Source organism: Geomicrobium sediminis (genome assembly GCF_016908595.1).
Taxonomy (GTDB): Bacteria; Bacillota; Bacilli; order Bacillales; family Marinococcaceae; genus Geomicrobium_A; species Geomicrobium_A sediminis.
Map to the genome: position 1 here is coordinate 165,993 of NZ_JAFBEC010000008.1, position 19,378 is coordinate 185,370.

General features: G+C 39.1%; 26 protein-coding genes and 1 pseudogene. 9 read left to right on the top strand and 18 right to left on the bottom strand.

Annotated features, from left to right (window positions below):
- Nucleotides 1–145: 145 nt before the first annotated feature.
- From JOD17_RS14390 to JOD17_RS14435, 10 genes are all read right to left on the bottom strand, one after another.
- Entirely contained in the window at nucleotides 146–847 is a 702-nt protein-coding gene (locus tag JOD17_RS14390; RefSeq protein WP_204698588.1) for an MBL fold metallo-hydrolase, read from the bottom strand.
- The gene (locus tag JOD17_RS14395; RefSeq protein ID WP_204698590.1) at nucleotides 844–1,779 is read right to left on the bottom strand and encodes a recombinase RecT; all 936 of its coding nucleotides are present in this window, start codon (nucleotides 1,777–1,779) and stop codon (nucleotides 844–846) included. Before JOD17_RS14395 ends, JOD17_RS14390 begins: the two co-directional genes overlap by 4 nt.
- Nucleotides 1,779–2,066 carry a hypothetical protein gene (locus JOD17_RS14400; RefSeq protein ID WP_204698592.1) on the bottom strand — a complete coding sequence of 96 codons (288 nt, stop codon included), beginning with the start codon at nucleotides 2,064–2,066 and terminating at the stop codon, nucleotides 1,779–1,781. The genes JOD17_RS14395 and JOD17_RS14400 overlap by 1 nt, the downstream gene beginning before the upstream one ends.
- On the bottom strand, nucleotides 2,066–4,090 hold the full coding sequence (locus tag JOD17_RS14405) for an AAA family ATPase (RefSeq protein ID WP_204698594.1): 2,025 nt from the start codon (nucleotides 4,088–4,090) through the stop codon (nucleotides 2,066–2,068). Before JOD17_RS14405 ends, JOD17_RS14400 begins: the two co-directional genes overlap by 1 nt.
- Nucleotides 4,087–4,389, bottom strand: coding sequence for a hypothetical protein (locus tag JOD17_RS14410; RefSeq protein ID WP_204698596.1), 303 nt, complete (start codon nucleotides 4,387–4,389; stop codon nucleotides 4,087–4,089). The genes JOD17_RS14405 and JOD17_RS14410 overlap by 4 nt, the downstream gene beginning before the upstream one ends.
- A complete protein-coding gene (locus JOD17_RS14415) occupies nucleotides 4,382–4,621 on the bottom strand; it encodes a hypothetical protein (protein ID WP_204698598.1) in 240 nt (79 codons plus the stop codon). Before JOD17_RS14415 ends, JOD17_RS14410 begins: the two co-directional genes overlap by 8 nt.
- 97 nt (nucleotides 4,622–4,718) lie before the next feature.
- Nucleotides 4,719–4,868 (bottom strand): hypothetical protein, encoded by a 150-nt coding sequence (locus tag JOD17_RS14420; RefSeq protein WP_204698600.1) that lies wholly within the window; start codon nucleotides 4,866–4,868, stop codon nucleotides 4,719–4,721.
- Nucleotides 4,869–4,959: 91 nt separating this feature from the next.
- The gene (locus JOD17_RS14425; RefSeq protein WP_204698601.1) at nucleotides 4,960–5,616 is read right to left on the bottom strand and encodes a helix-turn-helix transcriptional regulator; all 657 of its coding nucleotides are present in this window, start codon (nucleotides 5,614–5,616) and stop codon (nucleotides 4,960–4,962) included.
- 46 nt (nucleotides 5,617–5,662) lie between these two features.
- Complete coding sequence (locus JOD17_RS14430) at nucleotides 5,663–5,812, bottom strand: hypothetical protein (protein WP_204698602.1); 150 nt, start codon at nucleotides 5,810–5,812, stop codon at nucleotides 5,663–5,665.
- Nucleotides 5,813–5,846: 34 nt separating this feature from the next.
- Nucleotides 5,847–6,089 (bottom strand): helix-turn-helix transcriptional regulator, encoded by a 243-nt coding sequence (locus JOD17_RS14435; protein ID WP_204698603.1) that lies wholly within the window; start codon nucleotides 6,087–6,089, stop codon nucleotides 5,847–5,849.
- Between the two features lie 155 nt (nucleotides 6,090–6,244).
- Between JOD17_RS14435 and JOD17_RS14440 the strand changes: the two genes are divergently transcribed.
- The 7 genes from JOD17_RS14440 (at nucleotide 6,245) to JOD17_RS14470 (ending at nucleotide 11,384) form a co-directional block, all read left to right on the top strand.
- Nucleotides 6,245–6,688, top strand: coding sequence for a helix-turn-helix domain-containing protein (locus tag JOD17_RS14440; RefSeq protein WP_204698604.1), 444 nt, complete (start codon nucleotides 6,245–6,247; stop codon nucleotides 6,686–6,688).
- A 172-nt stretch (nucleotides 6,689–6,860) separates the two neighbouring features.
- On the top strand, nucleotides 6,861–7,700 hold the full coding sequence (locus JOD17_RS14445) for a hypothetical protein (RefSeq protein ID WP_204698605.1): 840 nt from the start codon (nucleotides 6,861–6,863) through the stop codon (nucleotides 7,698–7,700).
- A 124-nt stretch (nucleotides 7,701–7,824) separates the two neighbouring features.
- On the top strand, nucleotides 7,825–9,015 hold the full coding sequence (gene tcmP / locus JOD17_RS14450) for a three-Cys-motif partner protein TcmP (protein ID WP_204698606.1): 1,191 nt from the start codon (nucleotides 7,825–7,827) through the stop codon (nucleotides 9,013–9,015).
- A 54-nt stretch (nucleotides 9,016–9,069) separates the two neighbouring features.
- Nucleotides 9,070–9,798, top strand: coding sequence for a DUF5131 family protein (locus JOD17_RS14455; protein WP_204698608.1), 729 nt, complete (start codon nucleotides 9,070–9,072; stop codon nucleotides 9,796–9,798).
- Nucleotides 9,799–9,820: 22 nt separating this feature from the next.
- Nucleotides 9,821–10,387 carry an ImmA/IrrE family metallo-endopeptidase gene (locus JOD17_RS14460; protein WP_204698609.1) on the top strand — a complete coding sequence of 189 codons (567 nt, stop codon included), beginning with the start codon at nucleotides 9,821–9,823 and terminating at the stop codon, nucleotides 10,385–10,387.
- 38 nt (nucleotides 10,388–10,425) lie between these two features.
- Entirely contained in the window at nucleotides 10,426–10,869 is a 444-nt protein-coding gene (locus tag JOD17_RS14465) for a hypothetical protein (RefSeq protein WP_204698610.1), read from the top strand.
- Nucleotides 10,866–11,384 (top strand): hypothetical protein, encoded by a 519-nt coding sequence (locus JOD17_RS14470; protein WP_204698611.1) that lies wholly within the window; start codon nucleotides 10,866–10,868, stop codon nucleotides 11,382–11,384. Before JOD17_RS14465 ends, JOD17_RS14470 begins: the two co-directional genes overlap by 4 nt.
- A gap of 36 nt (nucleotides 11,385–11,420) precedes the next feature.
- On the opposite strand, the pseudogene JOD17_RS14475 reads toward JOD17_RS14470, so the two are convergent.
- From JOD17_RS14475 to JOD17_RS14490, 4 genes and pseudogenes are all read right to left on the bottom strand, one after another.
- Nucleotides 11,421–11,798, bottom strand: a pseudogene (locus JOD17_RS14475) (sigma-70 family RNA polymerase sigma factor); the annotation flags it as partial.
- 257 nt (nucleotides 11,799–12,055) lie between these two features.
- The gene (locus tag JOD17_RS14480) at nucleotides 12,056–13,060 is read right to left on the bottom strand and encodes a YncE family protein (protein WP_204698613.1); all 1,005 of its coding nucleotides are present in this window, start codon (nucleotides 13,058–13,060) and stop codon (nucleotides 12,056–12,058) included.
- A gap of 92 nt (nucleotides 13,061–13,152) precedes the next feature.
- Nucleotides 13,153–13,356 carry a hypothetical protein gene (locus tag JOD17_RS14485; RefSeq protein ID WP_204698614.1) on the bottom strand — a complete coding sequence of 68 codons (204 nt, stop codon included), beginning with the start codon at nucleotides 13,354–13,356 and terminating at the stop codon, nucleotides 13,153–13,155.
- A gap of 120 nt (nucleotides 13,357–13,476) precedes the next feature.
- Nucleotides 13,477–14,073, bottom strand: a complete 597-nt coding sequence (locus tag JOD17_RS14490; protein ID WP_204698616.1) for a ParB/RepB/Spo0J family partition protein — start codon at nucleotides 14,071–14,073, stop codon at nucleotides 13,477–13,479.
- A 207-nt stretch (nucleotides 14,074–14,280) separates the two neighbouring features.
- Between JOD17_RS14490 and JOD17_RS14495 the strand changes: the two genes are divergently transcribed.
- Entirely contained in the window at nucleotides 14,281–16,272 is a 1,992-nt protein-coding gene (locus JOD17_RS14495; protein ID WP_204698618.1) for a S9 family peptidase, read from the top strand.
- Between the two features lie 76 nt (nucleotides 16,273–16,348).
- Complete coding sequence (locus JOD17_RS14500) at nucleotides 16,349–16,972, top strand: NUDIX hydrolase (protein WP_204698620.1); 624 nt, start codon at nucleotides 16,349–16,351, stop codon at nucleotides 16,970–16,972.
- Between the two features lie 49 nt (nucleotides 16,973–17,021).
- Here the strand turns inward: JOD17_RS14500 and JOD17_RS14505 are convergent, their stop codons facing one another.
- From JOD17_RS14505 to greA, 4 genes are all read right to left on the bottom strand, one after another.
- Nucleotides 17,022–17,255: a YrhC family protein gene (locus JOD17_RS14505; protein ID WP_042413410.1), complete on the bottom strand. Its 234-nt coding sequence runs from the start codon at nucleotides 17,253–17,255 to the stop codon at nucleotides 17,022–17,024.
- Nucleotides 17,256–17,319: 64 nt separating this feature from the next.
- Nucleotides 17,320–18,021: a 5'-methylthioadenosine/S-adenosylhomocysteine nucleosidase gene (gene mtnN / locus JOD17_RS14510; RefSeq protein WP_239575557.1), complete on the bottom strand. Its 702-nt coding sequence runs from the start codon at nucleotides 18,019–18,021 to the stop codon at nucleotides 17,320–17,322.
- 73 nt (nucleotides 18,022–18,094) lie between these two features.
- Entirely contained in the window at nucleotides 18,095–18,712 is a 618-nt protein-coding gene (locus JOD17_RS14515; protein WP_204698622.1) for a YrrS family protein, read from the bottom strand.
- Nucleotides 18,713–18,824: 112 nt separating this feature from the next.
- Nucleotides 18,825–19,298 (bottom strand): transcription elongation factor GreA, encoded by a 474-nt coding sequence (gene greA, locus JOD17_RS14520; RefSeq protein WP_042359448.1) that lies wholly within the window; start codon nucleotides 19,296–19,298, stop codon nucleotides 18,825–18,827.
- Nucleotides 19,299–19,378 lie beyond the last annotated feature (80 nt).

Sequence of the window (19,378 nt, forward strand, 5' to 3'; positions counted from 1 at the left end):
AACATCCATCTTATCGATTCTTACGAACTCAAATTCTGGGTACTGACTCTTAATGTAGCCACGAGCAAAGGTTGCGAATGTCTGCCTTTTGTTTGGGCTTTCTTTTGCGATCTCAAGGTACTCATAAGGGATCGGCACACGATATTCATGCAACATAGACCGGCTTACCCGTTACGCCTTGTATGATGCGCTTAAACTGATCCTCGTCACTATTGTTATTGCTAAGATGCAGCAACCACGTTTCTTGTAGTTTCGATAGATCATTTGAGTTAAAAAATTCATTAACGTTTTCGATGCTAAAATGTGATCTCATTAAACGCTTCTTCATGAATGGAGGAACAATGCCCTCCGCTATATTTTGATCAAGTAATTGAGTGCTGTAGTTGGCCTCTACCATCACATGGGTGAGGTTTTTGAATTTGTAACGGATATAATACGTGTCTGTAGCGAACAGGAGCCGTTCTCCTGCATCGTTTTGAAGCAAGAACCCTAATGGCTCTGATACATCGTGTTGTACGTCAAACGGCAACACTGTCCATGATCCTAGCTTGAATTGCTTCTTCGATTCAACGACATGCATTCGATGGTGATCATCTTTTACAGCATCTTTTGTGCCTTGCGACATATAACAATCAATCCCTGCTTTTGTCACCTCACCGATCGCCTTGCAATGGTCCAGGTGTTCATGAGTTATAAGACACCCTGCAATATCTCTGGTTTGGAAACTCAGCTTGCGTTGAATCTCTCTGTATCGAATTCCAGCTTCCAACAGAACTGAAGTTTTGCCGTCTGTAACGTGATAACAGTTACCTGTTGACCCCGTAGCGAGCACCGTTATATTGATCAAAACGGTGGCTCATTACTTTCTTGATTTGAAGTCTTTTCAGATTCCCCGTTGCTAAATACTTGACCATCGTCCTTTGGCGATTCTGATTCGCTCTGAGAAACAACCTCAGATTCCTCTTCAGTTACCGGTTCCGCTTCGAAATCAATGACCTCTTTATTTGCGTTTTCGCTAAGTTCCGCCTGATGTTTTGCTTCTTCTGCTGCAGTATCATTGCGGTTGAAATAATCCATAACAAGAGATGAATCATCACTGGAGTTTAAATACCGCTTACAAGCACGATTTATAACGGTTTTCTTTGCCATCTCTTGTTTAAATTCATCATGTGTGGACCCAGCCTTTTCTTTCGTCTGATCCTTCCCCCAAAACTGTGCCTTACTCCATGCCATACGAAGCTCATCGATCGTCATTACTTCCGTATAGACTTGGTCGTTAGGCAACTTAATTACAGCGTAGGCACCGACTATCTTATCTTTTTTGATGTTTCCGAACTTTTGCTTGTGCTGTAAGTTGGTTATACGTCCATTCAACATGTCATAGTCCACTTCATCTTCTTCATAAATGACTGTGGCATCGATCTCGTTAGCCCCACTCACTCTTTTAGTGACTGCCATTGTTCCAAAGTAAGAGCGTTGGAACGTTAGTTGATTACCGTAGACGATGAAATACCCTTGTTTCTTAGCTGGGTTTAATCCTTGAACAACCATTTCAAGCAGTGAGTTAGCAACACTGTCTTTCGTACAAACTTCTAAAGCAGGTTTCTTATTCTTATCCTGTGTGCTCTGTAGAGTGAGCCAGGCAGACTTCATTGCATTTTCTGGAGAATACCCAACAGGAAAGTGAAGCTCTCCTTTTTCTTGAAATTCCTTAACTTTGCTTGCAACTACATCAACGGTGTCTTTTTTTATCATTGCGAGTTCATTTTTTGCTGTCATTAGTTAGCCTCCTGTAATTGATTAGATAAGTGCTCTTCGATGTTAAATACAATTTGATTGTTAGTATCATTTATCACGATCGTTGCTGTTTGAGAGCGATTTACCAAGCCTACTTCAACCGGCATTGTGCAATCGTTTGAAAAATAACTAGGCTCCTTTTCGATCTCGTCCTCAGTAAATATTCCAGCTTGATTCAAATCTCGGGTATAACCCCATGCCCCGGGGCGCCACCAAGTGTAGTGGTCGCCTACCGAGTGCTTCAGGGATAAAATATAATACCGTTTCATTAGATCGCCTCCTTGTGTCGCTCGCTAGCATATTCAACGCGTAACTGCTTGTCCTGTCCTGAAACCGTAAGAGCAATCGTCTGTGCATTGATGTCAAAAAGCTCTGTCACTGCTTCGCTGTTATCGATAAAGATCGGTACGGAAATACCGTAGTGCTCGGACAAAGTACGAATAATGTCGAGTCCAACGTTGATTCTCGCTGCATTGTTGAGCCCTTTAGAGTAAGGTACGCCTTTATAAAGCGTCTCGCACGTTTCCTCAACCCCGCCGTTAACCAGTGTTTCAAAGAGTTTAAATGTCGCAAACTCAAACTTGCCGTTGATTCGATCTTCAATGATTTGTGTTTTCGTGCGAGTAAAATGCTCTGCTAAAAATAGTTGCTCTTCTAACTCTTCGTAACGATCGGCTAAGTCACGTTCTTGTACAGATAACTCACTAATTCTTGCCTTACCAGTTTTGCTTTGCTCAAATTTATAAAGATCACTCTTCACAGCGCTTAATTTCTCTTTCAGTTCAACAATTTCGTTTTGAACTGCGCTAACAGCATTCTGAGCACCTTGTTTAAGTTCATCGATCTTACTGTTGATACGATTCTTCTCATCGACTTTTTCTTGATAATCAAACGACTCACTAATATCCATCGTTTTTTCTTGTGCTGTTTTATATTCAGCCTCGAGTGATTGAACCGAATTTAGAGCTTTTTGATACTCAACTTCATCGCTTTCAATTGTCGCTTTTTTGCCTTCAATTACTTGCTCAAAGCTTTCGATTTGGTTTTTCAAACGCTTGCCTTCTGCCACTACCTCTTCTAGTTGCGAAGCTTTGCGTTGATTAAATGCATCTTGTGCAGTTTGTTTGGCTTGCTCAGCTTTTTCTCTAGCTGCGGCAATTTGATCCTCTGGTAAACTCTGTGCACATGTTGGGCAAACCGTTCCTGCATCGTGGCTATGATCGTTCCATGTAAACGAGCGATCGTTTATGGCTTTCCAATCTTCTCGTAAGCCGTTCGCTTGTTCTGTATAACGAGCAATACTTTGTTCTGCACTAGTGATTTCTTGCTGATGTGAGCGAATTGTTGATTGGATGTTATTTGCTTCGAGCTTCTTGCTGTGGATTCGTTCAGACAAATCCGAAACAAGCTTTTGATTGTGTGCTTGATACTCTGCTTTGATTTCATTAATTTCGGTTTCAATTTCGCTAAGCAAACGCTTCTGCTCAGTCACTTCCGTACCAGAGTTTAAGCGAGTTACTTCATCCTGTTTAGCGCCAATATCCGCTTCGAGTGCTTGCGATTCAGCGTGAAGTTCTTCTTGATCCAATCCGTTCAAATCAGGCAAACCGCGGGACACCTCACTAATACGCACTGGTATCTTTTGTAGCTCTTCGTTAATGTCTTTTTGCTTCTTCTTAACGATTTCTCGGTGCTTGTCCACCGGTCGCTCACTGAGAATAGAGGATAATTTCTCAAGACTCTTATCCGCAGCAATGACTTCTTGATCTTCAATATCTGCACCGGCGAGCGTCAACAACGTTTCTCGACGGTCTTTCCATTTCAATTCCTCATTAAAATACGAAGGAGAAGTTAATAACTTGAAAACATCCTCTGAAATAATGTTGCCAATCTCAGCATCGAACTCTTTCTTCTTAGCCGGAACGGTGTCTACATAATGGTCAACCGTGTGTCCTGTAAATTCTTTGTCTGCTCTGCCACGCTTTTTCGTCCACTCTTCGCTGTACACCTTTTTGAGTGTCTTTACTACCCCGTCAATTAGCAGTACAACTTCCACCTCATGCTCGAGACCGTGTAAGACCTCACCTTTATGATCCAGTGTCTTAATCGCAAACTTGCTGCTATTCGTAGAGTCTTTGCCGAACAAGAGCCATAAGAACGCATCATAGATCGTTGTCTTACCAGTCGCATTGTCTCCAAACACCATAAGGTCCGCACCTTCTGCTTGTAATACAAACGACTTGATGCCTTTAAAGTTTTTAAGTGACAGTTTAACAATCTGGATCTTTTTCATAATCCAACAACATCACCTTTCTTAACGTATTGAAGATACTCAGCTTCGCTAATCACCGTGTAAAAATACATTCCGTTATGGCAAACATTAAATCTGTACTTGAGGTCTGTTCCTAAAACGTTCAAATGCTCAATTTCATATGAATCAAATAGTGCGAAAAACGTTTCTGGCTCAGTTATAATTTCTAGTTGCTTTGACCATGTATTATAGTGAGCTGAAAAACGACCTAGTTCTTTTAGCTCCTTGTGTGACTTCTCAAGATCATTTCCTAATTGCTCCAAACGTTTCAACTTATTCATTTGCATCACCCTTATTCTGCAAGAGTTTGTCGTATTCCTTAGCATCAACAAGTACATTGTCTTCAGTTTTAGTAACGATATAAACAAGGTCTTCCACGTTGTCGTAAGAAAACATATCCTCTATTGCGACGACCTCTGTAGATTCATCTTCGTTAATACCAAGCACTCTGATTCGCACCGATGCTCCCAAGTCACATTCCGATAGCTCTTCAATCAATTCTTTTACTTTCATACGTTCCTCCAATGCTCCCATTGCATGAATGCTGGGGTTAGGCTACAATGGAGCTATAATTGTTTTGGTTAACCCCTGAGTCGATTTGAGTGCCCGCTCAAACGGCTCTTTTTTGTTTGGCATAAACTCTACGAATGAAAGATTCATCGAATGCTAGCTTTGATGCTACTTGCGGCACTCCGCGCTTTACACCTAGAACATTGATGTGATGTACGATGTAAAACTTTAATTCGTCATTCGTAACCAACTTACTCACCTCCAAATTAGATTGAAAACTCCCATTGCCGAAAGGTATGCGATGATTGCTAAAGTGACTAGCACTCCACTTTCAAGCTTTTTCATGAGAGCGACCCGTTTGTAGCAACAAGCTTTTCTACATGTTCTGTGTAGACTTTTTCTGACTTGTAAGCCTCGTATTGCTCGATGGACTTTACGACAACTCCTGATGCAATTGATTGAGCAATCCAACGATTACGCACATGCTCTTTTGCTACACCCCAAACATTCTCCGCGACATCAGCGATACAATAACTCGCCTGTCTAACATCCAATATCTGCTTTAGTAGGCTTTCGACTTCTTCTAATTCAAGTTGACTAAATTCCTTGCCTGGACGCTTCGCTACTGAAATCATTTGTAGTTGCCGTGCAGCTTCTTCCGCTTCCTTGATTTCATTCACGAAATTGATAAGTTGTGTAGACATATCAGCAAGTAAGCGTGGATCCGTAGGTGGTAACGGTGTAAGTCCATGAATGTATAAGATCTTCTGTTTTGCTAAAGAATCGTTTACGGCATCGCACCATGCAATCGCTGTTTCTAAGCTCGGTGGAGTATCACCGTTTTCAATCGCTGTTAACGCTCTATAGGATAAGCCAAGTTCTCGTGAAAGCCATTGTTTGGTACGGCGTTCGGGTTGACTTGCTCTTTCTCGTGCAATCCGCAGGATGTCTTTTATCCGTGAAGCTCTATATAATGAGTGATTGTTCGCATTTTTCATTAATACGTTCGCCTCCGTTTATTCAATTTTGGTTGGTAAACTTTACTTAGATTGATTCTTTAGAACTCGCTTCTCGTTCACTTTGATACTCACCGGACTCAATTTTTTTACGTAAGATTTTCTTAGTAGTGCTGTACACTCGAGGCATCAACGTTCCGTTTTTGAGTTGTTCACCTTCGATGAGTTTTACTTTCAAGGACTTCACCACCTTTCACTAACTAATCTCTCATTTAAGCTGAGTCGGTCTTTTTGATACATTTTTTATCATCGATGTTAAAAAAAAGATCAGGGAATAAGTTAGTCATGTCTTTTGCAAAGAAATGAACATATTTCAAAATGGTATTTCTACCTGGATCTACATCACCTTTCTCGATCTTCCTAACGTAAACAGCAGAAATGCCAAGATTGTCAGCTAATTCCTTTTGAGTTTTTCCAAGTTCTAATCTAAGTTTAATTAATTGAGTTCTTTCCATTTTCACACCTCAATTCTTGATACAAAATTTATCTTAAGTTAAATATAAACGATACAAAATTTATCGTCAACACTTTTTTGATAAAAATTTTATCAAAGATACAAATTTTATCGCTCGTTGTTTATAATTGGAGGTGAATAGAGGTGCTGATCTATATGACTAACACAACCATAGGTCAAAGATTAAAGAAATTACGTGGTAAAAGAACACAAAATGAAGTATCAATAAAACTTGGCTTATCTCGTGGTCGATATGCTCACTATGAGAATGATCGTGTAGAGCCGGATATACCTACAATAAAAAAATTGGCAACGTTCTATAATGTATCAACCGACTATCTTCTCGGTTATGAAGATATGGATGATACTTATGAAGTAACAGTGGCTGGGAAAGAAGTAAATTTAAGTTCAGAAGAATACCTAGTATTTGAAGAAATTAAGAAGCACCCCATCATGTTTAACGACCTACAAACGAACACAGAGAAAAAAGTTAAAGAACTTATTAGAATGTGGGAGTATACAAAGAAAGTTCGCGAGGATTATGAAGCTGAGTTAGATCCAGACGATGATGGTATGGACCCTCTACCGGAAAGAGATTAGCCGAAAGGCTTTTCTTTTTAAACTTAAACCGAACAGATATTCCGAACATTTATTCCTATTATTTTTTTTACCTTTGGATGGTTAATTTTCTCAATTTTATGCTGTACAAGGTAAAGTAGGGTGCTATTTCCTAGATCCTTTGACATAAACATATCTATTTTGGAGGGGTACAATGGCAGTATTATCGGGTTTACTTTTATTATTAGCACCACTTGTAGGTTTAACAGGCATTATCTTATTTATTGTTAGAAAATCCAAAAAAGCAGATCGATTATCAAATGTATTTAGGGGAAGATACTTTTTTGCTGGTGGATTCTTAATGTTTTTTGTTGGACTAATTGGTCTAGTAGCATTTACTGATTCATCTGAGTTAGCTGGATCTTTCGAAGAAGGTTTAGATGCCGCCGAGACTGAGGTCGAAAATTCATCTGAAGATGTTACTGCAGTTGAAGAACTTTCTAATGATGATTTATCTACTGAGAATGTTATTGAATCTGAAGACACCTCGTCTAAAGCCGAAATTGAGGAAGAAAATGATTCGCTTCCTTACGCTATTATGTTTGAAGATCATGCCTCCTACGCTTCTGACAATCAAATTGAGATGCACGATAAATCAATAGATTTTATTAATGAAAATGAAGTTTTGTTTAGTGAAGATGCTAGTGCAGAAGAGATTTTCTCTGATGCTGATGAAGTTGATACCAGAGAGCTAACTAAGAGTTTATCCAATCATTATGGAAATCACTATCAAATAAACGGTACTGTGATTGAAATTGAAGAAGAGGAAATGCCGAGTGCAATATTAACTTATATTCATATCCTTGATGAGAATTTCAATAGTATAACTGCAATCTTGTATAAAGAAGCTGAAGGTGTGTTTGAGAATGATGATATTACTTTAACTGGCACACCACTAGGTGCATACAGTTTCGAAAATGTATCGGGCGGGCACACCAATGCAATCTTTTTTGCTGCTACTCATGCTGAACATTATGAGGTGGAAATTGAATAATTAAGCTTTAAACCAAACGCTTATTACTAGTAATTTTTATAGCATGGGAAGTTTTTATATCTAATATTTAATAAGGAAGGTACTGAAGAAAAAATTAATAATTTATTTTAATGAGGTGAGCTAAATGTCAACAGATTTTTTCCGAAGTTTAAAAAGCCACAGTGAAGCTAAATTAGTAATCCTAGAAAAATATATCGACCCTTGGATGAGGAAGATAGTATTAGGTGCTAAGAAAAATGGGAGAGATGATCGCTGTCTTCTTATAGATGGATTTGCTGGAGCAGGTGTTTATAAGGAAGAAGGTTTAGAAGTCAAGGGTTCCCCTTTAAGAATTATTGACAAAGCTATTGGATTTTGCGATCAGGCGAGATCTAAAGGCTGGGAAGACCCTGGAATATTAATTTACTTAAATGAATATGAGTTAGAAGTTAAAAATTCTTTGAATGATTCATTGAACAAATATTACGCCTTGAATATAACTAATGAAAAAGAGTTTTTCAGTGTACCAAACTACGAAAGTGTAAAAGTTTGTTTAAGCAACAATACATTTGACAACTTCCTCACTGACATTTTGGATAATATAGACGATCAACAATTGATACCCACTTTTTGTTTCATTGACCCTTTTGGTTTCAGCCAAACACCTATTGACACAATTGGCCGATTATTGAAAGATCACAGGTCAGAAGTATTAGTAAACTTTATGTACGAAGAAATTAATCGATTTCTAACTGTTGAAAATTTAAAAATACAAAATCATTTGCACAAACATTTTGGAGTAGAGAATATGACTGAATTACACGATATGATTACTGATAAAAAAAGTGACCTTCGGAAGTCAGTAATTATTGATTTTTACTCTAGACAACTAAATCAATATGCTGATTTTATTCTTAACTTCGAATTCAAAAAAGAAAGAAACATAACAAAAATGTTTTTGTTCTTTGCTTCAAGCCATTATCAAGGACTAAAACTTATGAAAGATCAAATGTGGAAGTTAGATAATACTGGTCAATACTTATTTAAACCAGCACATTCAACTGAGCAAATGCACTTTGAATTTATTGAAGAAATTGACCTTAAAGAACATCGTGAAAAACTCGGAAGACTAATTTTTGAAAACTTTAGATTCAGATCAAATATTACTGAAGATATGGTTGAACACTATATTGTAGAAGAAACATCATATCCAGCTGCTTTTTTAAAAAAGACTTTGAAGGACATGGAAGAAAAGGGAATGATAAGAGAAGTCAAGAAAATAGATGGAACTAAAAGGACTAGAGGGTTTAGTAAAGTTTTGATACACTTTTATTAGAATATATGTTCGCATTTATACTCTTATGTTATAGTTGCATCAGAGGTGATTAAAATGTCCAGCAACTCAAATATTGAATGGACTGAAGCAACTTGGAATCCTGTCACAGGATGTAATAAAGTTTCTCAAGGTTGTAAACATTGTTATGCAGCTACCATGGCAAAACGTTTACATGCAATGGGTAATAAACGTTACTTAAATGGATTTAATGTCACTTTGCATTATGACCTAATAGACAAACCACTTAAATGGAAAAAACCACGAAGAATATTTGTGAATTCTATGTCTGATCTTTTCCATGAATCTATTCCATTTGAATTTATTGAAAAATGTTTTAATACAATGGTTGAAGCAAATCAACACACTTTTCAAATTCTTACTAAGAGATCTAAAAGGTTAAAAGAACTTGCTCCTTATTTACCGTGGCCAGAAAATGTATGGATGGGTGTTAGTGTTGAAGATGAACAAGTCACGCATAGAATAGATGATTTAAGTCACGTTCCTGCAAACATAAGATTTTTATCGTGCGAACCATTAATTGGACCGTTAAATAATTTAAATTTAACTGAAATACATTGGGTAATCGTTGGAGGGGAATCTGGTCCAGGTGCAAGACCTATGAAAAAATCCTGGGCATTGGACATTAGGGACCAATGCATTAACCACAATGTTGCTTTCTTTTTTAAGCAATGGGGAGGCGTACAAAAACATAGGTACGGTAGAACTCTAGACGATCAATTATACGATGAGTTTCCCAAAAAAATATCTGTAATTTCAAAGTAACTCCTTTTCATGGGGTGATTAATTGCTACTTAGACAGAAAATATCAAAGACTATAGATAATTGGGAAGATCGAGCAAATCAAGTGCTAAAACTTTTTAAATACACTTTTCCTGATGAAATTGACATGGGAGCCATATGCTATAAATTCGGTATTAAGATTAAACCAATGCCATTTGGTGATCCTTCTCTATCCTACTCGCAAATTACAAGGGGAAGACGTGGGATCATCTATATAAAGAGTGGTATGGATCCTATAGAAAAAAAGATTGTTTTGGCTGAAGAGTTTGCCCATATATACTCTCATACTCAACATCAACTAGAAGTACCTGAAATCGATATTAATAAAATTGAATTCCAAGCTAAAAAGATGGCTGCTTACCTACTTATGCCATCCAAGCTTTTAGGTGAGGTTTATGTTACGGCTTGTCAATTAACCGATGCTGTTTTAGTTACAGAAATTGCAGATCACTTTTTAGTAACCGAGGAATTTGCCATGTATCGATTAGAACTTGCCTTTGGTCATCCCGTACATGGCATCAGCAAATTGCCCGATGGATCGTTGGCAACAATCCAGATGTTTGAGGAATAAGTACGCTTTTCTCACTATACATATAAAGGTGTGTTAAAATGATTACTAAACCAAGTATTAATGCAATTGTACTTTCAATGAACACTTTTGATTCGGGTAGAGATTTTATAATTACTAATCCAATAAGTGTTATTGACCTAGATATATTACCAAATAACTTTTCTTTCAAAATTAATTTCTCCTTAACAAACTTAACTTCAGAATTACTATATAATGTTTCTGTAATAATGAAAGATCCAAAGAATGTCCAAGTAATGACATCGCACATGGATGACATGAAAATTGGAGCAGATACAAACGAAAAATTAGATGTCTTTGCTACAATGGTAACTCTAGATGTTAATAATCATAAGTTTTCTATTGAAGGGAACTATACTATATCTATTAAAATTGCTTCATCTCCCAAAGACAAAGATCACAATGAAGAATATGATGAAATATCTATTGTTGTTCCAGTTTTTGATCGGAGTAAGCGTCCATGAAGTCAAAGCCGAACGGAAGAGTTGAAAGAAGGCATCTTGAAGTAGTTCCAAGTGGTACAATAGAAGTTACACCAACTCTAACAACAGAAGAGGCACTAGAAGATATTGATAAAATATTAAAAAGTTCTACATTTAGATCTTCTAGACATTATAATGCACCAAACTCTGAAAGCGAGGTGGCAGCTACCATGTCAGACAACAATAAATATGATCTGTTTATGCAAGATATTAAGACCACCATAAGTGAGAGTGAACAAAGAAGCGAACGCAGAGAAAATAAATTAGAAGAACGACTTATCAGAGATATAGATTCCTATAAAAAGGAAGCAGCCGACCGTGAAGAACGTTTTATGTCTGCTTTAGATGAAATAAAAACTGATATTAAAGCTTCTCAACAGGAAATAAGTGACTTAACGAAAAGTAGCAATCGACATAACTGGGCTACTACTATAACAATTGGAGCATTAGCGCTGGCTACATGTGCTACAGTTATAGTAGCGATCTTAACCCAATAATTAGAAAACAAAAGGACATAGCTTATAGGCTTGTCCTTTTGTCAATTTATTACGCATCACTACTGTTATAGGGATCTCATTCTCAATACAACGTGCTGCGTATGTCGCAAGCTTCGTCCCTTTGTTCGGGGAATAGCTTTCAATTCCTTTTATCAGTCCGATCGTTCCAATGGAGATTAAGTCTTCTGTGTCTTCTTTTGTGCTTTCGAATTTCTTAACAATGTGCGCTACGAGTCGTAAATTATGTTCAATTAACTTGTTACGGGCTTCTTCATCCCCTTCTTTCATCTTCTCAAGACATTCTTTCTCTTCTTCTTTAGAAAGCGGCTGCGGGAACGCGTGATTTTTCACGTACGATACGAACATCATCAATTGCTTAATAAGCAATGCAGCGCCTGCAAGAATTCCAGACATAGTAATCCCTCCCCAAGTCACCTCAACTCATCCTATGCGACACACAGCTTGGGTGGTGACACATTTGGGGAAGATGTTTTTACGACTTCATAAATACCTCGATAAACGTAAAATTGTGTGAACTTAAACACTCATGTACAGAGATGTATATGATATTCAGCCAAGCGATTGCATTACACGCACACATAAAAGCTCTTCTTCTCAAAAAGCCCCGTTCACCTGATTGATCGGGGCCTCTCTGTTTCTCTCTGTTTTTACTAGCATTCGTAATGATAAAGCGCTAGTCTCCTAGGTGAACTGCCCACTTCGGTCGTTTGAATAACGGAAAATGTTGTTAGATCAATTGTGGAAACAGTGTTTTCATTGGAGTTGGCAACATAGGCAATGTTTCGTTCGTCATCCACAACGACCGCTCTAGAATAATTACTCACTTGAATTCGATTCGTGACCGTGTTTGTAAGCCCATCAATTTCGACAAACTCACCATTCGTTAAAGTCACATACACTTTATTCGTAACCGGATTAATATCAATTCCAAACGGGCTTCCTTGTACGGTGATCGTTGTAATAAGTGTATTCGTAACTGTGTCTATGACGGCAACACTGTTATTTCCTCGTAACGATACATAGGCGCGTCTCGTCGTTGAATTTAAAGCAATTTCTACTGGGTTAATCCCAGCTGCCCCGACAATGATTTGAGCAATTTCTGTACTTCCATTTATCACAGACACATAGTTCGAACGAGTAGCTGGCGCATAAATTAGACCCGTGTTGTTATCAATCGCTAAATAGACAGGAACTGGTACATTAACTCGCCCAACTTCCTCAAACGTCGTTCCATCATAAATGACAATTTCATTACTTCCTTGAGACACAACATAATAAAGATTTAAACTCGAATTAAATAGCACCTCACTAAGTGTTGTTACATTGACCTGAATTTGATCCGTAATTGTATCTGTGTCAGGATCAATAATGACGAGTTCATTGATATATACTAAAGAGACGAAAATTCGGTTTGTATTGGAATCATAACTAATATATAGAGGACTCCCATTCAAGTCGATTGTAGTAATCACTTGACCCGTAACTGTATCCATAACACTGACTGAGTTACCTAACTGATTCGCCACATACACCTTCCCACAAATAGACGGTACAGGCGGTTCTGGTGTTGGTGTTGGCCACGGTTGTGGCGTTAACCCCGGACCGTTGATTAAGTTATTATTAATTTCAATTCTTTTGCAATGGTTATAGGACATGTTTTCACCTCCTGGTACATGCGTTCTTCTTAGCGTATGCACGTTTTCTTCCTAGAGGTGGTCAGTTTCCTTACGACATGTCACCATTTTACTTATTCTTCTTCAATTTGAATTTCCTTACGTCTCGTTACTTCAACAATCTCCATGATTTCTCTGTACATTTCTTGCTCTAATTTCTGATAAAATAGCGTCTCCACGTCCTTAACGTCCGTTGATTCTGTCACGATGTTTAGCTTTCTAAATTTTAGATCCAAGCCGATCCATATCACGACCCAAAATTGAACGGTGGTAAACATTGCGATCACTCCTAAAATAGACCGCCCCTCCAACTTGCACCATCTCTTTTAATGGGTATTCTGTCATTTATTTACATATCCTCTTTACAATATCATTAAGTCCTTACGAAGTTGTATGCGTTAGAATTCATTCACAAGAATTTCGACGACTTTCAATTTCACGCGATCATCGAGTTCACGGAATCCCGGTAACGCACTCACCGTCGCAACGACTTGCAATGTTTCAACTTCAATTTTGTTTTCTCGGTAATTATGGATCAGGAAATTCTTCAAATCTTGATGTACGTTCAACTTGCGGATCCATTGATCGGACGGTTTACCTTTTACTTTGTTCGTTAAATACAACGTCTTTAACTGGGCATCCTTCTCTTCTTGAGCCGCATCTAACCAACTAACAATCAGCTGAATCATCGTGTTCTTCGTTAACGACTTAGAGTTAAGACCAAGCAATAACTGACGTAACAATCGATTTCCTGCACTTGTAATTGGATAGATTAAGCATTGGACGCTCGTTATTCCGAGCAGCTGCAATGCTTCGTAACGGCGATGACCATCTACGAGGATATAATCATGTTCACCTGCTTTTTCAACGATTAATGGTGTTACAATCCCTGTTAGCTGAATGCTTTCAACTAGCGTCTCTATATCCACCTGTGAACGCATCTGATGTTCTAATGAAATATCGTGTAATAAAACTTCATTACAATATGAATTCATCCTCTGCCTCCTCGACCTACCGTGTATAAACTTATGCAATCACGACTGGAGGATATTCGAGCACGAACAAATCGATGTGAAGAGTTTTTCGTATAATTGAACGAAAATTTTATTTCGACTTTCTAAATAACCGTTGTCATGAGGCATCTCTTCTTTTAAAATGAGAACTAGTGTGAATTGACTTTATTTTTGAAGGGGACATGATAAATGGAAAAGCGAGCACTTACGATTCATGATTTGTCAGAATTAAAACGTATTTCTGACGTTCAAATTCATCCAGATGGCAATCAATACATATATGTACAAACCTCTGTTAACGAACAAGAGTCTTACAATAGTCATTTATACGTTGGACAATTGCAAGAACAAACGATTAGCCATGCGTGGACATTTGGTGATGTAAAAGATCATAGCCCCCGCTATTCACCAGATGGAAAATCTGTCGTCTTCCTATCAAACCGTAGTGGTACGTCCCAGCTATGGATGATGCCGACAACAGGTGGAGAGCCTCAACAATTAACCTTTTTACGTCACGGTGCTGGTGCACCAATTTGGTCTCCAGACGGTCAACAGCTTTTATTTAGTGCACCTGTCGCTGCAGGCACAATTGTCTATAACGAAGGCGAACGCACACGAGAAGAGAAAAAAGAAGCACAGGAAAAGAAGGCGAAAGAACCTCTTCGCGTAACAAGACTAAAATACAAATCCGATGCAAAAGGATTTCATGATGATACGGTTCTGCAATTGTTTTTATACACCGTTGATACGAGAGAAACTACGCAACTAACGAAAGAGGATTTCGATCGCAATGCAAGTAGCTGGCACCCAAACGGCAACGTCATTAGCTACACAGCCAATCGTTATAGCGATCATGAGCTCGTCAGTGACGTCTATCAGCTTGATTTAGAAACCCATAAGAGCGAACAAGTGACAGATGGAAAAGGGACATACGGCCTCCCTGCTTGGTCACAAGACGGGCAATCGTTTGCTTACGTTGGCAATACAAAAACGCATGCAGGTGCGACTCAAAACGAATTATATGTCGTTAAAGACGGCAATACCGTAAATCTGACAAAAGACTATGACATGCAGTTTCCAGATAGTATGATTTCTGATTTTAATAGCGGCAGCAGTAGTCCAGGCTTTCTATGGAAAACAAACGACACACTGTACATTACAGCGAGTAGCAACGGTCGAACTGGGCTCTATACGATCGACTTAAATCAATCATTGCAACCCATATTTTTAGAAGATGCACACGTCTTTGATTTTCATTACAATCACGTACAAGACGAAGTCATTGCAGGTATTAGTTTCCCAACAGAACCAGGTGATTATTACCTTCTCAGTGAAGAAACACCGCAGCGATTAACTGGGATTAATCAGTCATTACTAGAAGATGTACAGCTTATAGAACCAACGACACTCTCCTTTACTGCCCATGATGGAACAACCATTGAAGGCTGGCTTTTAAAGCCATACGATTTCAAAGAAGGTGAAAAATACCCACTCATTACAGAAATCCACGGTGGCCCGCATGCGATGTACGGATATGCCTTTTTTCATGAGTTACAAGCGCTTGCAGGAAAAGGATACGGTGTATTGTATACGAACCCTCGAGGAAGTTATGGCTATGGTCAAACCTTTGTTGATCTTGTACGAGGAGATTACGGTGGCGATGACTACCGAGACATTATGTCTGCTGTCGATCAAACGATTGAATCCGTTGAGTGGATTGATGTCGACCGCCTCGGCGTTACAGGAGGAAGCTATGGTGGCTTTATGACGAACTGGATTGTCACGAAGACGAACCGCTTTAAAGCAGCTGTTACTCAGCGCTCAATCTCTAACTGGCTTAGCTTCTACGGTGTGAGTGATATCGGATTTTACTTTACAGAGTGGGAAATTGGTGCTCACTTACATGAAGATCCAGAAAAACTGTGGAATCATTCACCGTTAAAGTATGCTAAAGACGTGGAAACACCGCTTCTGATCTTACACGGAGAACTTGATTACCGCTGTCCTATTGAACAAGCCGAGCAATGGTTTATTACCCTTAAACATCTCGGCAAGGAAACGGAATTTGTTCGCTTCCCTAACGCCAATCACGAATTAAGTCGTAGTGGTCCTCCTACGTTACGTAAAAAAAGACTTGAAGAAATCATCATGTGGTTTGAAAAATACGTAAAAAACGCATAACATAGAAGTACGGTGCGCATGCATGTTGCATGACGCACCGTCTTTATTTGCACGACTTTCTTGCAGAACTATTCCGATGAAAGGGCTGACATTAGTGGACGAATTGATCAATTACAATGCACTTCGAAAGCGCCTACCCGGTGTTATTGGAGAAGACACCGCACGTAAGTTTGCGGTTGCCTTGCCGATTATGCACGTGAATGGTGAGCCTAATCTTCTCTTCCAAGTTCGTAGCCAAAAAATGCGCCAACAACCTGGAGACATCTGTTTTCCTGGAGGAAAGATGGAGCTGTCAGATTTAACGTCACGTGAAGCGGCCGTGCGTGAGCTAAGTGAAGAAACAGGTATCCCAAGAGCGAAAGCCGCACATATCGGCGAATTAGACCGATGGTTAACCGCATACGGAATTGTCGTCTATCCCCACGTCTTTATGATTGATGATGTCACATTAGCCCCTAACGAAGAGGTGGCAGAATTGTTCACCGTTCCAATTGCAAGCCTTCGAAATCAACATCCAGATCAAATCATCATTCCAATTACACCAGATCCACCGGACGACTTCCCTTACGAAAAAATCGCCGGTGGACGAGACTATCAATTTCGTAAATCATCTATCCCGGAACTTTTTTATGAATATGAAGGTCGACATATTTGGGGATTAACCGCTCGAATTCTTCAACACTTCTTGAAAATAACGTAAGACCTAACCCACGTAAATGGATTAGGTCTTAATGTATGAGAATCTATCTTTATTGCTGATTTTCTTTATCTAATTGGCTTTGAAAACGATGACTCACGACCATACAAAGTATTGCTCCTATGAGTGCAGTCATCCATAAGGTTATACCTGGCAACGTTCGCATTTGCTCTGACGGTTCAGGCAACAAAAACCCAACCGATAAAAACAATGCAAGCATCAGAAAAATCATCGCAAAGCGTTGATAGTCTTTAATTCGAACTGTTTTACGATCTGTCTGTTTCATCGGTTAGCCCTCCTTGCATGTCACTATCATTCTAGCATGCAAAGAGTCGCGTTTTAGCAGGTAATTATTGCAAATCTTGAATGATCGTTTGTACAAGGTCTGCAGAAATTTTGGCAGTCGTATCTAAGAACGATTCATACGAGTGAATTGCCTCGTCCCCTGCGATGTCACTTAAAGCGCGGATAATGAGGAACGGACACCCGAAACGATGCGCCACTTGTGCAATCGCCCCTGCTTCCATCTCCGTACATAATGCATCAGGAAACGCTTCTTTGATCATCGCAATTCGCTCTTCATCATTCATAAACGAATCTCCAGATAAGACGAGGCCGGATTTCACGTCAATTCGGTTTTTCTTTGCAGCAGCAAGAACCGCTTCGTGCGTCTTCTCATCTGCCTTATAAGCAGCTGGCATGGCTGGCACTTGGCCGAACTCGTAACCAAAGACAGTTGCATCAACGTCATTGTAACGAACTTCTGTCGAAATCACTAAATCACCAACACTCATCGTGCGATCCAAACCACCAGCAACCCCACTGTTCACGACAACATCAGGCTTATACAACTCAATCATCAGTGTCGTACCGATGGCAGCGTTTACCTTTCCGATTCCTGATTGCATAAGAATAACTTCTTTGCCGTATAAATTACCCTCATAAAAATAACAACCAGCAATTTCTTGTTCCTTACGATTCTCTAAATTCGCGGCGATTGTACGAACTTCTTCTTCCATAGCTCCAATAATACCGATTTTCACACTTTCCATCCTCTCTTAGTAAGAACATGTATGTATACCTTAAAATTGCCTGGAATTGTATGAGCAATTCCAGGCATCTCTATTATCCGATTGAAACGTTCAATGGCATCCAACCTTCACCTTCAACCCATTCCATTTCAATCTCATATTGAACCCCTTCATAGAAAATACGACCGAGAGCTTGACCAACGCCACCATTATTCTCAATTCGATCGAGGTAATCCCAATCTGATTCAGGAATTCCTGTAGCATACTCAATGGCACGCATCATTTCATAACGGTTTTGTGTACCCTCAGTAAACGTAAAATCAAGCGATTCTTGTTCTGTGCCTACTGGCTCAAAGTTGCCGTCTTCAGGAGGTCCAAGCGGTGCATCGTTGTCACCATCATTGCCTTCACCGTCTTCACTAACCTCATCTTCTTCGATCGGCTCTGTTAACTCTTCTTCAGAAAGTTCCTCTTCAGAGTCACTCTCTTCTATTGCATCGTCGTTCTCATCAACCTCATCGTCGGTTTCAATCTGTTCAGGTGCTGGTTCTTCTTCGTCTGCGACTTCGTCGCTACTAGAAAAGAGCAAATGATACATGAAAAAGCCAATAAGGACAACAACTACACCGATCGATACGTTCATAATCCGGTTCATCGTACGTTTCTTTCTTAAATCGTTTCGACTACTACGGTACTCGTTTTGTTCATCCATTGAGCAATCACCTTCATTACAATGTTTCGTTGATTAAGAAAAGCAATTCATGTTCTCTTCTACTATAAAGGATTTGTCAATCAGATGATAGAGCCATTTGTCGGAATTTGAACTATTGGATGTTAATAATCTCAACTTCCATGTCGCCACCAGGCGTCGATACGTTCGCTACATCTCCAACACGCTTACCGAGAAGGCTTTGTGCCATCGGTGAATCGTTCGAAATCTTTCCTTCTAAAGGATCTGATTCTGCGCTCCCTACAATCGTATACACTTCTTCATCACCATCAGGAAGTTCTTTAAACGTTACAGACTTTCCTAGACTTACCTCATCGTTGTTGCCATCATCTTCAATGATGACAGAGTTGCGAATCATGTTCTCAATTTGGTTAATTCTACCTTCGATAAAGGCTTGGTCTTCTTTGGCTGTATCATACTCGGAGTTCTCCGATAAATCGCCAAAATCACGAGCCAATTTAATACGTTCGACAACTTCTTGGCGTCTCGTCGTCTTAAGGTGCTCAAGTTCTTCTTCTAACTTTTGTAAACCTTCTTCTGTCATATAATACTTCTTATCCTCTGCCATGCCTTTCACTCCTCTAAATCTTTAAGAAGAACGTGACTCTTCTCTTATTTTATATGAATTTCATCATACGCATTCTATTA

Bases quoted from the DNA above. Each gene is read 5' to 3' on its own strand.
- JOD17_RS14400 (WP_204698592.1), bottom strand. From the start codon at position 2,066: ATGAAACGGTATTATATTTTATCCCTGAAGCACTCGGTAGGCGACCAC.
- JOD17_RS14490 (WP_204698616.1), bottom strand. From the start codon at position 14,073: ATGAATTCATATTGTAATGAAGTTTTATTACACGATATTTCATTAGAA.
- JOD17_RS14455 (WP_204698608.1), top strand. From the start codon at position 9,070: ATGTCCAGCAACTCAAATATTGAATGGACTGAAGCAACTTGGAATCCT.
- JOD17_RS14480 (WP_204698613.1), bottom strand. From the start codon at position 13,060: ATGTCCTATAACCATTGCAAAAGAATTGAAATTAATAATAACTTAATC.
- JOD17_RS14465 (WP_204698610.1), top strand. From the start codon at position 10,426: ATGATTACTAAACCAAGTATTAATGCAATTGTACTTTCAATGAACACT.
- JOD17_RS14515 (WP_204698622.1), bottom strand. From the start codon at position 18,712: ATGGATGAACAAAACGAGTACCGTAGTAGTCGAAACGATTTAAGAAAG.
- JOD17_RS14505 (WP_042413410.1), bottom strand. From the start codon at position 17,255: ATGAAACAGACAGATCGTAAAACAGTTCGAATTAAAGACTATCAACGC.
- JOD17_RS14435 (WP_204698603.1), bottom strand. From the start codon at position 6,089: ATGGAAAGAACTCAATTAATTAAACTTAGATTAGAACTTGGAAAAACT.
- JOD17_RS14470 (WP_204698611.1), top strand. From the start codon at position 10,866: ATGAAGTCAAAGCCGAACGGAAGAGTTGAAAGAAGGCATCTTGAAGTA.
- JOD17_RS14415 (WP_204698598.1), bottom strand. From the start codon at position 4,621: ATGAAAGTAAAAGAATTGATTGAAGAGCTATCGGAATGTGACTTGGGA.
- JOD17_RS14495 (WP_204698618.1), top strand. From the start codon at position 14,281: ATGGAAAAGCGAGCACTTACGATTCATGATTTGTCAGAATTAAAACGT.
- greA (WP_042359448.1), bottom strand. From the start codon at position 19,298: ATGGCAGAGGATAAGAAGTATTATATGACAGAAGAAGGTTTACAAAAG.
- mtnN (WP_239575557.1), bottom strand. From the start codon at position 18,021: ATGGAAAGTGTGAAAATCGGTATTATTGGAGCTATGGAAGAAGAAGTT.
- tcmP (WP_204698606.1), top strand. From the start codon at position 7,825: ATGTCAACAGATTTTTTCCGAAGTTTAAAAAGCCACAGTGAAGCTAAA.
- JOD17_RS14445 (WP_204698605.1), top strand. From the start codon at position 6,861: ATGGCAGTATTATCGGGTTTACTTTTATTATTAGCACCACTTGTAGGT.
- JOD17_RS14395 (WP_204698590.1), bottom strand. From the start codon at position 1,779: ATGACAGCAAAAAATGAACTCGCAATGATAAAAAAAGACACCGTTGAT.
- JOD17_RS14485 (WP_204698614.1), bottom strand. From the start codon at position 13,356: ATGTTTACCACCGTTCAATTTTGGGTCGTGATATGGATCGGCTTGGAT.
- JOD17_RS14425 (WP_204698601.1), bottom strand. From the start codon at position 5,616: ATGAAAAATGCGAACAATCACTCATTATATAGAGCTTCACGGATAAAA.
- JOD17_RS14500 (WP_204698620.1), top strand. From the start codon at position 16,349: ATGAAAGGGCTGACATTAGTGGACGAATTGATCAATTACAATGCACTT.
- JOD17_RS14410 (WP_204698596.1), bottom strand. From the start codon at position 4,389: ATGAATAAGTTGAAACGTTTGGAGCAATTAGGAAATGATCTTGAGAAG.
- JOD17_RS14440 (WP_204698604.1), top strand. From the start codon at position 6,245: ATGACTAACACAACCATAGGTCAAAGATTAAAGAAATTACGTGGTAAA.
- JOD17_RS14405 (WP_204698594.1), bottom strand. From the start codon at position 4,090: ATGAAAAAGATCCAGATTGTTAAACTGTCACTTAAAAACTTTAAAGGC.